Source organism: Brevundimonas sp. BH3, assembly GCF_045345115.1.
In the GTDB taxonomy this organism is placed as follows: Bacteria; Pseudomonadota; Alphaproteobacteria; order Caulobacterales; family Caulobacteraceae; genus Brevundimonas.
Window position 1 is genome coordinate 2,970,775 of record NZ_CP150796.1, and the last position, 14,016, is coordinate 2,984,790.

Here is a 14,016-nt window from a genome sequence, read left to right on the forward strand (position 1 = left end):
AGCGAATGACGATGGAAAACTTCAAGATCGAAATCGATGCCGACGGTATTGCCGTTGTAGCTTTCGACGTTCCGAACCGCTCGATGAACACCCTGACCGGTGCGGTAATCAAGGAAATCCCGGCTCTGGTAGAGAAAATCCAGTCAGATGACGCCATCAAGGGCGTGGTCCTGACCTCGGGCAAGACCACCGGTTTCTGCGCCGGTGCCGACCTCGGCGACATGGCGTCGGGCATGCTGTCGGGCGCAGGTGACCTGCAAGCCGCCTATGATGCCGGCTGGGCGCTGAACGGTGCGTTCCGCGCTCTGGAAACCTGTGGCAAGCCGGTGGCAGCCGCGATCAACGGTCTGGCACTGGGTGGTGGCCTCGAATTCACCCTCGCCTGCCACTATCGCGTCGTTGAAAACAATCCGAAGATTCAGTTGGGTCTGCCGGAAATCAAGGTCGGCCTGTTCCCGGGTGGCGGCGGCACACAGCGCCTGACCCGACTGATCGGCGTGCAAACCGCTCTGATGCAGATCGCCGAAGGTAAGTCGTGGCGCCCTGCCGATGCCAAGTCGGCTGGCGTGGTCCACGACGTCGTCGAGATCGGCCAGTCGGTCGAAGCAGCGAAAAACTGGATCAAGAACGGCGGAAAGGCTGTTCAACCGTGGGATGATGCCAAGTTCAAAATCCCCGGCGGCGGCCCCTACCATCCGGCAGGTTCGCAAGTCTTCATCATGGGCAATGCCATCCTGCGCAAGCAGTCCTATGGCAATTATCCGGCCGTTCTGAACATGATGAAGGCCGTCTATGAAGGTCTGCAGGTGCCGATGGATGCAGCGCTGCGTATCGAGACGCGCTACTTCATCAAGACCCTGATGACGCCTCAGGCTCAGGCCATGATCCGTTCGCTGTTCCTGTCCAAGCAGGAACTGGACAAGGGTGCGGTCCGTCCCGCAGGTATTCCGAAGTCGGACCCGAAGAAGGTCACCGTTATCGGCGCAGGCATGATGGGCGCAGGCATCGCCTATGTCCAAGCCATGGCCGGCATCGAGACCATCCTTATCGACACAACGCAGGAAGCCGCCGACAAGGGCAAACAATACGCCGTTGATCTGGTCCAGAAGCGCGTCTCGCGTGGTCACATGACCCAAGAGAAGGCTGACGGCATCCTCGCCCTGATCACCCCGACCACCGACTATGACCTGATCAAGGGTTCGGATCTGGTGATCGAGGCCGTGTTCGAAAACCGTGAAATCAAGGCCACCGTCACCAAGAATGCCGAAGCTCAGCTCGAGAAGGGTGCGATCTTCGGTTCGAACACCTCGACCCTGCCGATCACGGGCCTTGCCGAAGCCTCGGTTCGTCCGGAAGACTTCATCGGCATTCACTTCTTCTCGCCTGTCGACAAGATGATGCTGGTCGAGATCATCATGGCCGAAAAGACCAGCGACGAGGCTCTGGCCAAGGCTCTGGACTATGTCCTGAAGATCAAGAAGACCCCGATCGTCGTCAATGACTCCAGAGGCTTCTACACCTCGCGTTGCTTCTCCACCTATCTGATGGAAGGCATGGCGTTACTGGAAGAAGGCTTCTCGCCGGTGGCCATCGACAATGTCGGCCGCATGACCGGCATGCCGCGCGGCCCGCTGGAAATGCACGACGACGTCGCGCTGGACCTGTCCTACAAGATCGCCAAGCAAACCAAGGCTGACCTTGGCGACGCCTACGTCCCGTCGGCTGGCGAGGACATCGTCGCCAAGATGGTCGAAGGTGGCCGCTTCGGTCGCAAGAATGGCATGGGCTTCTATGACTATGATCAGAAGCCCAAGGTCATCTGGCCGGGTCTGGCAGAACTGGCACCGGTCACCAAGACCGAAGGCTTCAACGAAAGCCCCGAAGCCTTTGACACCATCGAAGAGATCAAGACCCGTCTGTTGTACCGTCAGGCTGTCGAAGTGGCGCGCTGCTGGGCTGAGGGCGTGATCGACGATCCGCGTGAAGGCGATCTGGGTGCCATCCTCGGCTGGGGCTTCGCGCCTTGGTCGGGCGGTCCGATCACCTTCATCGACCAGATCGGTGTCGCCAAATTTGTCGAAACGGCTGATCGTCTGGCCGCTACCTATGGTCCGCGCTTTGAAGTGCCGCAACTGCTGCGTGACATGGCTGCCAAGGGCGAGACCTTCTACGGCAAGTTCTCCAAGGCTGCCTAAGGCTTAACCGCCTGATGCAAAACGAAAAGGACGGCTCAATGAGCCGTCCTTTTTTGTTAGGGGACGCACTGAGCCACACACGCTCAAACCACCAACCCTCGTGAGATACAGTCGCGCATAAATGCGCTCAAGCAGCAAGCGCCCGCGGCGCGAGCGATAGCGCCAAACCGTGAGCGACCCCGTCGCAAACGAACGAAAAAGAGCGATCGCCTTCAGCGATCGCGGAATATCCGCGAAGCGGCATAGCCGATACCGGCAGCCAGAATGACGCACAAAATCCCGTACATCCACGGATTACGGTGAGCAAACTGATAGATACTGCGCTCCAGTCCCACCTTTTCAACGGTCAGGGTCAGGTTGGAAACAGAAACCGGCGCGCCTTCCTGAAACAGCCAGACCTCGGCAAAATAGGTCCCCGTCGGAGCTGTAGCGGGCAGGTCCACCTCGGCACGGAACAGGCCGCGATCGACAAAACTGACCCCGTCAGGATTGTTTTTATACAGCCCCGCATCTTCCTTCAGGCGGATCACAGCCCGTCGCCAGTCCAGATAATCCTCGCCCAGACGGCTGATGACCACATCGCGCACGCCATAACGCGTCACCGTGGTCGCCTCTTCGGGCGCATTGATCCGCAAGTGATCGACCCCGACCCCCAAGCGACGCATCTGGCCAAAATCAGCCACATCCGGCAGAGGCCGCGTCGAGGCGGTCATATAAAAACCGGGAGCGCCCTCGAACACGACAGGGCGGCTATTCAGCCAGACACCATTATGGCGGGTCTTTTTGACCAGACGCACCGTTGCATCTGGCCCTCGCACCACCAGCACCACATCGGCAGGCACATCGGTCGGATTAAACACCGCGCCATACAGCACGATGGAGGCCCCGCTAAAGCCTGTATCTACCTTGATCTGGGCATCGGTCAGGGCGGCGGCCACGCGCACTTCGCTGGCCGTCGCAACCGTCTGCTCGGGGGCCGGTGCCTCATAGGCAGGTGGTGGGGGTGGAAGGTCCTGAAACATCAGTTGCCCACACCCGGTGCCATCAGGAACAATTCGCTGGGCCGCACAAACAGTTCCAGCCCCATCTGGATACCCACCAGAAGCACGATAAACCCAAGAGCCGCACGCATCTCCTCGGCGCGGAAACGACCCGACAGACGTGCGCCATACTGGGCACCGATCACGCCGCCCAGCAACAGGATCATCGACAAGACAATATCTACCGTCTGGTTACGGCCTGCCTGAAGGATGGTCGTAACCGCTGTGGTGATGATGATCTGGAACAAGCTGGTACCGACCACAACACTGGCCTTCATGCGCAGCACATAGAGCATGGCCGGAACCAGGATAAAGCCACCGCCCACCCCCATAATCGCCGACAAAATACCGGCAAACACCCCTAGGCCGAACGGAGGAAGGGCGCTGATATACAGACCCGAGCGCGGGAAACGCATGCGGAAGGGTAGGCCATACAGCCACATAGGACGTCGGCGTTCTTTACGTGGCGGAGTCTCGCCCCGCACCCGCTGCAGTATCTTGGTCATGCTTTCGAACACCATCATCGAGCCGATGGAGCCGAGGAACAGAAGGTAGGAAACGGCCACGACCAGATCGGCCTGACCCAAAAGGCGCAGGTAGCGGAACAGCTCAACCCCGACGAGCGCGCCCAGAACCCCACCCACCGCCATGATGCCGCCGATCTTGTAATCGACACCCTTTATCATCGAATAACGGATCACGCCGGACGTTGAGGACGCGACAACATGGCTGGCCTGACTGGCCACAGCCACGGTTGGCGGAATACCCATGAAGACCAGAATGGGGGCCATCAGGAAGCCACCACCAATGCCAAAAAGGCCCGAGACAAAGCCCACCGTCGCCCCCAATAGCATCAGGAGCGGCCAGTTCACCGAAACTTCGGCGATAGGCAGATAGATATCCACGGAACGCGCCTTCGGTTGGACAAGGTACAGCTTTGCATCGCCAGCAGGCGATCACCCAAAGGCTTTAGCCAAGGGCAGCCGATCAGACCACCCCTAGCCCTAATAAGGCGTAATCAAGCCAGCGGCTGGACCGTGAAATTATTCGCAGCCTCGCGGGCCTTGGCCCGTTGGGATCCGTCCAATGCCGGTGTCAGGCGCTGCACGGCTTCCAGAGCCTGCTGGTCGCCACGACGAGCCGCAATCATGTACCATGTGAAGGCCTCGACCTTATCAGCCGCCATACCTTTCACGCCCTTTTCGTACAGATGGGCGACATTGTACTGGCTGTCCACACTACCGGCCTCGGCGGATTTACGCATCCACTCGACCGCCTTGGCCTCGTCGCGTTCGCCGCCTACGCCATCATAGAGTTGGGTCGCATAGTGCTGCATGGCACGCGGTTCCCCGGCCTCGGCGGCACGACGTACCCACTGGCGTGCTTCAAAAGGATCGGCTTCGATACCTGCACCACCATCCGTATAGAGGGCCGCCAGACGCATTTGCGCAGGGATATAACCAAGTTCGGCCGAACGCTTCAGCGGCTCCAGCCCCGAGGCATCCCCGTTTTCAATCATGGCGATGGCGCGATTGAAAATCGCCGCCCCTTCGGTTTGCGCCACATCCTGTGATGGCACCGCATCCGTCGGTGCCGCATCCAGAGCCAGCGCCGCCATCGGTGTTGTCGGTTGCACAGGAGGCGTCTGGCCAAAATTCAGATCCAGCGTCTGGTCCTTGACCAGCTTCAACGTCCCGTAACCACCGCCACCGACCACCAGCATCGCCAGGGCCGACACCTTGAGTGCCTGACCGAAGGTAGAGCCTTCACGCGAAGCCTTGCGGTCCAGCTTTTGCTGAAGCGCCGAAGTGCCACCTTTTTTACGCAGTTTGTTCAGGCCAAAGCCCTTGCGCGGGGTGTCGTTTTCTTCGTCTGTAATTGCGGCGCGGGCATTGTCGATCACATCGCGTGTCGACATGAAGGGGGTCAGGGACAGGTCATCGTCCTGAGCCGTCTTAGCCTGTTCAAGGGCAGCAAAAAACGGATTGGCGTCGGCCTGCTCGTCATTGTCCGGCTGTTCAGCCGCAGCGACGGCTTCGGCGACCTCGTCGCGCGCATCTGCCGGCTCAAATTCGTATTCGAACTCTACGGAAGCCTCGGTGCGGGCGGTCAGTGCATCACGTTCGGACGAGGCAAAGATGGACGGAAAGTCTTCATGACCTTCGTCGCCCGAAGATTGTCGGGCCTCGTCTATCAGGAAATCGTCTTCGAGATCGCCGTCCAGACTACCGAACGGGCGTATCTCGTCCTGTGTCGGGAAGGGTTCGACAGCCATTTCAGCTGCGACCGTATCGGCCCATCCCGGGCTGGCCTGTGCCTCGGCCAGCGGGGCATCTATAGCCGCACCGTAAAGCGCGTCGTCTATCGGGTTGGTATTTTGTGCAGGATGGGTATCACGCCCATCCGTGCGGAACATCGATTGCGGTCCCCATGCGTCCGATGCCGAACCAAATAGGGATACAGCAGGTGTTTCGGGGATAAATTCCGGCACATCATCGAAGACGACCGTATCGGTCGCCGTCGCCAGACGCGGGGCCGCATGTAATGCCGCAGATTCCCGTCTTGCACGAACAGCCTTGGCTTCCTCGAGCAGGCGCAAGGTGCGCTCTTCGCTCTGGCGCATGCGCTCGGCCAACTCGCCCGAGACATCCTCGGAACGGCGCTCCAGCTTGTCGGTATTTTCGGCCAGACGTCGGCTGATGTCTTCAATCGCTTGCGAGGAACGCCGCTCAGTCTGCGATATACGTTCGGACAGACGATCCGAAATACGCGTGATCTCGCCGCCCAGTCGTTCCAGCGCCAGAGCATGCTGGTCTTCCTGACGGGTCAGGCGGCTATCGACCGACTGCGAATGACGGGCGATTTCACGATCGAGTTTCTCGTCCAGAACTCGGCCCAATTCGGTCAGGCGCTGGTCAAGTATTTCCTGGGTTGCGCCAAGGCCATTTTCTTCGAGGCCCTGCATGCGCGTATTCATATTACGCGCAATGCGCATAATCTCGTGCCCCATCGCCTCTACGGCGTGGGCAGACCGCATCTCGGCGGCCTTGGTCTGGGTAAGCAGGCGCTCCAGCATCTGCTCAACTGAGGCCAGACGCGCACCATCATTTTTTGCACCCAGACGGGACAGCATATCCTGACGATTGTCTTCGATCTGCTGGCGCAGGCTATGGGCCAGTTGCGCCAAAGCCCCGTCCCCCAGAACCGGACGGGCCTCCAATCCGCCCAGTCTCTGCTCCAGAGCGGCAAACGAAGCCTGTAACCCCTCCAAGGCCGAACGGGTGTCATGTTGCGCCTGATCCAGACGGCTACGGATATCCAGCCCCGCATCGCCACCTTCCAGCGATTTGAGGCGTTCATGGCCCTCCCGCAATTCGCGCGCCATGCCTTCCAGACGACGCTCGCGCTGCGATTCCAGTTCTCGCTCGGCATCCATGCGGCGCATCAGGCTGGAAACTGCCAGATCAATACCCTGAATGGCCGAGGTCGAGCGGCGCTCAGCCGCTTCAAGACGCTCGCCCATCGTGGAAATCAGTGCCTCGATCCTGACAGAATCTTCGCGGGCGGGACGGTCGGTGATGTCGGACGCAGAGGGACGACGGGAAAGGACATGACCCTCATCCTCCGGCTCTTCCATAATCATGGAGTTGAGCCATTCGCCAAGGGTCAGCCCCGAGCGACGCGCCAGATCTTTGGCGATCTCGCGGGCTTTCGGATCAATTCCCTTAACGCTCCAAGGCGCCGTTGCGCTCACTGATTCGTCTCCCGTGCCACACGGACACCGTATTTTCCCACATTATGTGGATGAATACCACGCAACCACAACATTTAGTCTCGGCCAGCCACACAACTCAAGCTGGGCCGTCATGACCTTGGTTAACAGAAGGTTGCTGATTTGCCAGCCCCACAACTTAGGACTTGCCGAAAGATTTTAGTTCCCCCACCTGCCAAGCATGAGCCTGACCCTCACTCTGATCCTCACTGCCCTCTCTGTCGGCCTGACCATTCTCTGCGGCTGGCGTGGTGCAAAACCGACCGACATCATGCGGGCCCGACCGCGCATGATGCCGTGGCGATTTCTGATGCTGCTGTTTGCGGCCCTGACCATGTTGCTGCTGATCCATGTGGTCAGTCTGATTAGCGGCAATCCTAAAACCATCGTCTATTGAGACATAAAAAAGGGCCGAAGAGTTTCCCCTTCGGCCCTTTGATTTTGGTCTAGCTGCGTCTTGGCTTACCGCCAAAACGCGCATCCTCAGTTGTGCTTTTGGCTAGCCGCCAAAGCACCAGGCCAGAACCGCCTTCTGGGCATGGATGCGGTTTTCGGCTTCGTCGATGACCAGAGATTGCGGACCGTCAATGACGTCGTCGGTCACTTCCTCGCCGCGGTGCGCGGGCAGGCAGTGCAGGAAGACCGCACCGTCATTGGCTTGATCCATCAGGGCCTGATCGACCGTATAGGGCTCGAAGGCCGCAAGGCGGGCCTCATAGTCCTGATCGCCCATCGACACCCATGTATCGGTGACGACAACATCGGCCCCTGTGACCGCGTCCTGCGGGTCAGAGGTAAGGTAAACCCACGTACCGCCCTTCTCGAGATCGCGCAGGTCGGGGTGGTATTCTGCAGGACAAGCCACGCGCAGTTTGAAACCGAACTTGGCCGCGGCGTGCATGAAACTGTGGCAGACATTATTGCCGTCACCGACCCAGGCCACGGTCTTGCCCGCGATCGGGCCAAGATGCTCTTCGATCGTCAGCAGGTCGGCCAGAATCTGGCACGGATGCGAACGGTCGGTCAGGGCATTGACCACCGGCACCGACGAGACGCGGGCGAAACGCTCGACATCCTCGTGGTCATTGGCACGGATCATCACGGCATCGACCATGCGCGACAGTACGCGGGCCGTGTCCTCGATCGGCTCGCCGCGGCCCAGCTGCATGTCCGAAGCATTGGCGATAATGCCCTGACCGCCCAGTTGGCGGATGGCGGCATCAAAGCTGAAACGTGTGCGGGTCGAGTTCTTTTCAAAGATCATCGCCAGAACGCGATCCTTGGCCGGAGCATCGGCATCCACACGGCCTTGCGGCCAGCCCTTGCGGGCCTGTTTACGAGCGTGGGCATCATCCAGAATGGCGCGCAGATCAGCGGCTTCAAGACGATAAATATCGAGGAAGTGACGGACCATAGCGGTCTCCGTAAGTACAGTTAGAAGGCCGGATTAACCGGCCATCTGGGTGCGAGCGAACGCGCAGGTCTTTTCCAGTTTCTCGACCGCCTCACGGGCCTCTTCGAGGGTGATGTTCAATGGGGCCAGAATACGCACCAGATTGTCACCGCCACCGGCCACCAGAAGCTTGGCCTCGTCACGTGCCCAACCCATGAAGTCGCGGTTGTTCGGCACCAGCTTCAGACCCAGCAACAGACCCTTGCCACGCACCTCGACGACCACGTCTGGAAATCGCTCCTGCAGGCCGCTCAGCTGCTGTCTCAGATAGGCCGAAACCTCGTTGACGTTATTCAGGATCGCATCCGACGACACTTCGCTGAAAGCCGCCTTGCCGACAGCCATGGCCAGCGGGTTGCCCCCGAAGGTCGAGCCGTGCGCGCCTGCGGTCATGCCCGAAGCGGCTTCGGCCGTGGCCAGACAGGCCCCGATCGGGAAGCCGCCGCCCAGAGCCTTGGCGATGGCCATGATGTCCGGCGTCATACCGGCCCATTCGTGCGCCCACAGCTTGCCGGTGCGGCCCATGCCGCATTGCACTTCGTCAAAGATGATCAGCACGCCGTGCTTGTCGGCCATGTCGCGCATCCAGCGCAGGTCTTCTTCCGGCGTTGCGCGGCAACCGCCCTCGCCCTGTACCGGCTCGAGGATGATGGCCGCTGTGGTCGGGCTTTCAAACGCCGCCGTCAGGGCATCCTTGTCGCCCCACTTCAGCTGGTAAAAGCCCTGCATGGGCGGGCCGAAGCCTTCGGTATAGTTCGGGTTAGCCGCCGCATTGATGCCGCCATAGGTGCGACCGTGGAACGAGCCGTCAAAGCCGTAGATGTCGATACGCTCAACATTGCCCTTGGCGTGGTGATATTTGCGCGCGGTCTTGATGGCGCATTCCACAGCCTCGGTGCCGGAGTTGGCAAAGAAGACCACATCGGCGAAAGACTTGTCGCACAGCATGTCGGCCAGTTCGTCCTGACCGGGGATGCGGTAGATGTTAGAGACGTGCCACAGCTTTTCAGCCTGCGCCTTCAGCGCCTCGACCAGTTTCGGATGGGCATGGCCCAGCGCATTGGTCGAGATACCGGACACGCAGTCCAGATATTCGGTCCCGTCAGTGGACCACAGTCGGACGCCCTGACCGCGCTCCACTTCCAGCGGCGCACGATTGTAAACACCCATCAGATGACCGGACACGGCAGTCTCCAAAAAGAGAGACGGTCCCGTTGGCTGGCAACGGGACCGCTGGATAAATGATCTCTAACTTGTCAGGCCACATGGCCCGTTAGTCAACACCGCCTATCGCAGTGATTTACGGGTTTTTGTCAGCCGTATCAGTGGCGATACGCTGGATCAGACCCGTCAGGAACGCGGCAAAGGCAGCAACATCGTCGCTCTTGAGCTTATCCATCTTGTCTTCGTGCACCGTGCGGAATGCGGTCCTCGCTGGGCGGATAGACGGGGAAGGATTCGCAATCGGTGGCCGTATCGGCGCAATAGGTCCGCAAGGTACGCACCAGACCACGCGAGGCCTCGCCATTGTTCAGACCGAACATCACCGTGCGGCCATAGGCCGCCACATCCACATTCACCACACCAGTGATACGGGTTTTATCGGCCTGCTCCAGCCACTTCCCCGCGCCGATCAGGCCCAGCTCTTCCTGATCGGTCAGAACGACGATCATGCGATGGTTCAGATGATTACTGTGGGCCTGAAGCGATTTAGCCGCTTCGATCATGGCCAAAGTGCCGCCCGCATTATCGACCACACCGTGCGAGAAGGCCCCGTCGCGCAGGACGGCCGCATCATAGTGGGCGGTCATGACGATATCGCGTGCGCCTTCGCCGAAGGTGATGACGATATTGGTACCCGCCATGGGACCAGTCTGACGGTTTCCACCTTCAAACGTCTGAAGCTCATAGGCCAGACCCATTGTATCCAGGTGCGCCTTCAGCACTTCCAGACGCGCTGGATTGCTATCCTGAACCAGCCTCTCCGCTGCTGACTGGATACGGGCCGCGACAGTATTGTCAGCCTCTTGGGCCCACACAGGTTGGGCGACAAGAGCCAGCGCCAAAGGTGCCACGGCCAAAAGCGATTTCATACGCATGGAGATCCCCTCAAATTCGCAACCATGACTAAACGAAGAGGGGCTGCGTCACCAGTACGACACAGCCCCTCTTACGAAAGCTTAATTTCCTAACCTCAATCAGGATCAGCTCTTCAGGCGCCAGCCCGACTTGAACACCCGCCAGCAGACCACACCCAGCACAAGGGTCAGAACACCACTCATCACTAGACCCACCGTCAGATTGCTCTCGGCCTGACCGACAAAGCCAGCGCGGAACCCGTCGATCAGATAGAAGAAGGGATTAAAGCGGCTGATGGCATCGAACGGCGCGGGCAGGTTGTCGACCAGATAGAAGGTGCCCGACAGGAAGGTCATCGGCATGACGACAAAGTTCTGCACCGCCGACAGGTGATCGAACTTCTCGGACCACAGACCGGCCAGCACCCCGACCATGCCCATCAGCAGCGACGAGATCAGGCCGAACCAGACGATCAGCAGAATGTTGGAGATGCCCAGCTTGGCAAACGGCAGGACGCATAGGGCCGTCACCAGACCGACCACCACACCGCGCGTCGCGGCCCCGAGGCTAAAGCCAATGGTCAGTTCCAGCGGGCTGAGCGGCGGGGTCAGGAAGTCGGTCGCCGTGCCCATAATCTTGGCCTGGATCAAGCTGGACGAGGCATTGGCAAAGGCGTTCTGAAGGATCGCCATCATGATCAGGCCCGGTGCCACAAACTCGGCAAACGGAATACCGTGCAGCGGCGGCCTTGCGCCCTGAAGCGCCACGACAAACACCATCATATACAGAAGGGTCGTCACCACAGGGGCTGCAACCGTTTGCGCCCCCACCTTCCAGAAGCGTCGCACTTCGCGCAGATACAGGGTGCGAAGCCCCACCCAGTTGATGCCGTTATAGCGACGCGGCTGCGGCAAGGTGGACACAGAGGGTTCGGAAGGGTGCTGAAGGCTCATAAAAGCTCAAATGCGCGTTGCTTGGCGGTTTCGCAAGGCATGCCGACATAATCCCAACCAGATAAAACTGATTCAAAACGGGACATTAACCATACAATATATAGTTTCTGTGGACAGCCGAATCTCCACATATTGCGTGTTTTGACCAGTGAATTACGATTGGCGCCACTAAGGAGCGCTAATTACGGCCCTCCGACACAAGATATTGAATCCGACTTCCCTTGGAGGGTGGCATGAACGCAGGCTGGACAGAAGATCGCGTAGGCGCTCTGAAGAAGCTGTGGCTTGAAGGTCAATCGGCCTCCCAGATCGCCAAGGCACTGGGTGGCGGCGTGACCCGCAACGCCGTAATCGGCAAGGTACACCGTCTGGGCCTTTCGGGCCGCGCGGCACCGTCGCAACCGGCACGCACGACGTTCCGCACGGCACGTCCGAGCACCAAGGCTGCTGCAACCGCAGCCGCACCGGCAACCAATGCAGCGCCCGCTGCACCGGCACCGCAACCGACACAGGCTCCGTCGGCTCCGCGCCGCATCGAAGCCGTCGCGCCGCGTCCGGCCGCCGTGCCGACGCAGGTGGCCCAACCCTCGGCTCCGGCTCCCATGCCGGAACTGCCGGGCACGGCCACAGTGCTGACGCTAGGCGCACACATGTGCAAATGGCCCATCGGCGACCCGTCCTCGCGCGAGTTCTCTTTCTGCGGCCGCCGCGCCTCGGAAGGCGTCTATTGCGTCGAACACGCCCGCGTTGCTTATCAGCCGCAAGTGCGCAAGGGCTCCAAGGACGGTGCATCCGACCTGGCCCGTAGCCTTCGTCGCTACATCTAAAGTTCCGCTCGACGGAAATCTCGAGAAGAAAGGGCGCTGTGGGAAAACCGCAGCGCCCTTTTCTTGTGGCCTCAGTTCAGTGTGCGGCGGGTATCAGGCACATCCAGACTGAAATGCGGGATGGCGACCTCGAAAATATGTCCGGCCTGATCCTGCACGAAATAGGCCCCGACCATCGAACCCGACGGTGTCGACAGCGGACAGCCCGAGGCATAGGCGAAACTGTCACCGGGCTGGATCACCGGCTGTTCGCCAACCACACCCGATCCGCGCACTTCCTCGATACGGCCCAGCGCATCGGTAATGGTCCAACGCCGCGCCACCACCTGTAGCGGTGCCGTCGTCAGATTGACGATCTCGATCTGATAGGCCCAGACCCAATGGTTCGCCTCCGGCTCGGACTGTGCCGCCAGATAGGAGGGTTGAACGCGAACCACCACGCCTTGGGTTTCAACGCTATAGGCAAATGCACTGGACATACGCTATATGCGTCCCGCCGGGCGCTTCGTTCAAGCTGCAATGCACGACTGCCGTGCAGGAAAGCGAGACAGGCGTAAAAATCCATGTGAGAACAGGACGGCATGACCAGTTTCCAGATTCCCGCCCAAGCCGGCATCATCCCGTTTCAGGGTATCGAAACCCTGATTGCGACGGGTGCCATTTCCAGCCAGACCGCTTTTGATTCCGATCAGGTCCAACCGGCCAGCCTTGACTTGCGTCTGTCGGACGTCGCGTGGCGCGTGCGCGCCTCCTTCCTGCCGGGCAAGCGCAAGGTCGAGGACCGCATTCAAGATGTGGCCATGCACGCCATCGACCTGTCGGGCGGCTATGTGCTGGAAAAGGGCTGCGTCTATATCGCCCGCCTTCAGGAACACCTGTCCCTGCCCAAGGGCCTGAATGCCCGCGCCAACCCGAAATCCTCGACCGGTCGCGTCGATGTGTTTGTGCGCCTTCTGACCGACAAGGGCCAAAGCTTCGACGATGTCGATGAAGGCTATGAAGGCCCGCTCTATCTGGAAATCGCGCCCCAGACCTTCTCCATCCTCGTGCGCCCCGGCACCCGCCTGAACCAGCTTCGCCTCAAGGCCGGCGAGCCGCCGCGTTTGGAAACCCGCAGCGTCGGTGTAGACCTGCAACACGGTGATAACGGCATTGTCGGCTTCCGTGGTCGCCGCCATGCGGGCGTTATCAATCTCGACAATATCGACGGCCATGATCCGCGCGATTTCTGGGAACCGGTGACCCTGCGTGACGGCGACCTGCTGCTCGATCCGGGCGAGTTCTATATTCTGGCGTCTTCGGACGACGTGGAAATCCCCGTCGATCAGGCCGCCGAAATGACCCCGATCGATCCTTCGGTTGGCGAGTTCCGCGTCCACTATGCCGGTTTCTTCGACCCCGGTTTCGGCACCGACGAAGCCCACGGTGCTGGCTCCAAGGGCGTGCTGGAGGTTCGCACCCACGACACCCCGTTCCTGCTGGAACACGGTCAGACCGTTGCCCGCCTTGTCTATGAACCCCTGACGATGCGCCCCACCCGCCTCTATGGCGAGGGTGGCAGCCACTATCAGAAGCAGGGCCTGAAACTGTCCAAGCACTTCAAAGAGTGGAAATAGGCGGCAAGCGCCGCCACGCTGCACCGCGAGCGGCTTGGCCTCTGGCGTCTCGCCTGCGAACAAAGGTGCAAGGCGGGCGCT

Annotated in this window: 12 protein-coding genes; 4 read left to right on the top strand and 8 right to left on the bottom strand. The window is 60.1% G+C overall.

Features of this window, described 5'->3' with window-relative positions:
* Positions 1 to 11: 11 nt before the first annotated feature.
* Entirely contained in the window at positions 12 to 2,195 is a 2,184-nt protein-coding gene (locus WEU32_RS14480; protein WP_406853463.1) for a 3-hydroxyacyl-CoA dehydrogenase NAD-binding domain-containing protein, read from the top strand.
* 212 nt (positions 2,196 to 2,407) lie between these two features.
* Here WEU32_RS14480 and WEU32_RS14485 read toward each other — a convergent pair whose 3' ends face one another.
* The 3 genes from WEU32_RS14485 to WEU32_RS14495 all read right to left on the bottom strand — a co-directional run bounded on the left by WEU32_RS14485 (position 2,408) and on the right by WEU32_RS14495 (position 6,989).
* Complete coding sequence (locus WEU32_RS14485) at positions 2,408 to 3,217, bottom strand: TIGR02186 family protein (protein WP_312138380.1); 810 nt, start codon at positions 3,215 to 3,217, stop codon at positions 2,408 to 2,410.
* Entirely contained in the window at positions 3,217 to 4,140 is a 924-nt protein-coding gene (locus tag WEU32_RS14490) for a sulfite exporter TauE/SafE family protein (protein ID WP_312138381.1), read from the bottom strand. The genes WEU32_RS14485 and WEU32_RS14490 overlap by 1 nt, the downstream gene beginning before the upstream one ends.
* Before the next feature lie 113 nt (positions 4,141 to 4,253).
* On the bottom strand, positions 4,254 to 6,989 hold the full coding sequence (locus WEU32_RS14495; protein ID WP_406852387.1) for a hypothetical protein: 2,736 nt from the start codon (positions 6,987 to 6,989) through the stop codon (positions 4,254 to 4,256).
* A 199-nt stretch (positions 6,990 to 7,188) separates the two neighbouring features.
* On the opposite strand from WEU32_RS14495, the gene WEU32_RS14500 reads away from it, so the two are divergent.
* Positions 7,189 to 7,404 (top strand): hypothetical protein, encoded by a 216-nt coding sequence (locus tag WEU32_RS14500; RefSeq protein ID WP_312138385.1) that lies wholly within the window; start codon positions 7,189 to 7,191, stop codon positions 7,402 to 7,404.
* Between the two features lie 102 nt (positions 7,405 to 7,506).
* Here WEU32_RS14500 and argF read toward each other — a convergent pair whose 3' ends face one another.
* From argF to WEU32_RS14520, 4 genes are all read right to left on the bottom strand, one after another.
* Entirely contained in the window at positions 7,507 to 8,421 is a 915-nt protein-coding gene (argF, locus tag WEU32_RS14505; protein WP_312138387.1) for an ornithine carbamoyltransferase, read from the bottom strand.
* Between the two features lie 33 nt (positions 8,422 to 8,454).
* A complete protein-coding gene (locus WEU32_RS14510; protein WP_406853464.1) occupies positions 8,455 to 9,630 on the bottom strand; it encodes an aspartate aminotransferase family protein in 1,176 nt (391 codons plus the stop codon).
* Positions 9,631 to 9,851: 221 nt separating this feature from the next.
* On the bottom strand, positions 9,852 to 10,559 hold the full coding sequence (locus tag WEU32_RS14515) for a M28 family peptidase (RefSeq protein WP_406852388.1): 708 nt from the start codon (positions 10,557 to 10,559) through the stop codon (positions 9,852 to 9,854).
* Between the two features lie 105 nt (positions 10,560 to 10,664).
* On the bottom strand, positions 10,665 to 11,492 hold the full coding sequence (locus WEU32_RS14520; RefSeq protein ID WP_312814500.1) for an ABC transporter permease: 828 nt from the start codon (positions 11,490 to 11,492) through the stop codon (positions 10,665 to 10,667).
* A gap of 233 nt (positions 11,493 to 11,725) precedes the next feature.
* On the opposite strand from WEU32_RS14520, the gene WEU32_RS14525 reads away from it, so the two are divergent.
* A complete protein-coding gene (locus tag WEU32_RS14525; RefSeq protein ID WP_312138391.1) occupies positions 11,726 to 12,319 on the top strand; it encodes a GcrA family cell cycle regulator in 594 nt (197 codons plus the stop codon).
* Between the two features lie 71 nt (positions 12,320 to 12,390).
* Here the strand turns inward: WEU32_RS14525 and apaG are convergent, their stop codons facing one another.
* Positions 12,391 to 12,798, bottom strand: a complete 408-nt coding sequence (gene apaG / locus WEU32_RS14530) for a Co2+/Mg2+ efflux protein ApaG (protein ID WP_312138393.1) — start codon at positions 12,796 to 12,798, stop codon at positions 12,391 to 12,393.
* Between the two features lie 102 nt (positions 12,799 to 12,900).
* Here apaG and WEU32_RS14535 point away from each other — a divergent pair, with 102 nt between their 5' ends.
* Positions 12,901 to 13,935, top strand: a complete 1,035-nt coding sequence (locus tag WEU32_RS14535; RefSeq protein WP_312138395.1) for a 2'-deoxycytidine 5'-triphosphate deaminase — start codon at positions 12,901 to 12,903, stop codon at positions 13,933 to 13,935.
* Positions 13,936 to 14,016 lie beyond the last annotated feature (81 nt).

Bases quoted from the DNA above. Each gene is read 5' to 3' on its own strand.
- argF (WP_312138387.1), bottom strand. From the start codon at position 8,421: ATGGTCCGTCACTTCCTCGATATTTATCGTCTTGAAGCCGCTGATCTG.
- apaG (WP_312138393.1), bottom strand. From the start codon at position 12,798: ATGTCCAGTGCATTTGCCTATAGCGTTGAAACCCAAGGCGTGGTGGTT.
- WEU32_RS14480 (WP_406853463.1), top strand. From the start codon at position 12: ATGGAAAACTTCAAGATCGAAATCGATGCCGACGGTATTGCCGTTGTA.
- WEU32_RS14510 (WP_406853464.1), bottom strand. From the start codon at position 9,630: ATGGGTGTTTACAATCGTGCGCCGCTGGAAGTGGAGCGCGGTCAGGGC.
- WEU32_RS14515 (WP_406852388.1), bottom strand. From the start codon at position 10,559: ATGCGTATGAAATCGCTTTTGGCCGTGGCACCTTTGGCGCTGGCTCTT.
- WEU32_RS14520 (WP_312814500.1), bottom strand. From the start codon at position 11,492: ATGAGCCTTCAGCACCCTTCCGAACCCTCTGTGTCCACCTTGCCGCAG.
- WEU32_RS14500 (WP_312138385.1), top strand. From the start codon at position 7,189: ATGAGCCTGACCCTCACTCTGATCCTCACTGCCCTCTCTGTCGGCCTG.
- WEU32_RS14535 (WP_312138395.1), top strand. From the start codon at position 12,901: ATGACCAGTTTCCAGATTCCCGCCCAAGCCGGCATCATCCCGTTTCAG.
- WEU32_RS14485 (WP_312138380.1), bottom strand. From the start codon at position 3,217: ATGTTTCAGGACCTTCCACCCCCACCACCTGCCTATGAGGCACCGGCC.
- WEU32_RS14525 (WP_312138391.1), top strand. From the start codon at position 11,726: ATGAACGCAGGCTGGACAGAAGATCGCGTAGGCGCTCTGAAGAAGCTG.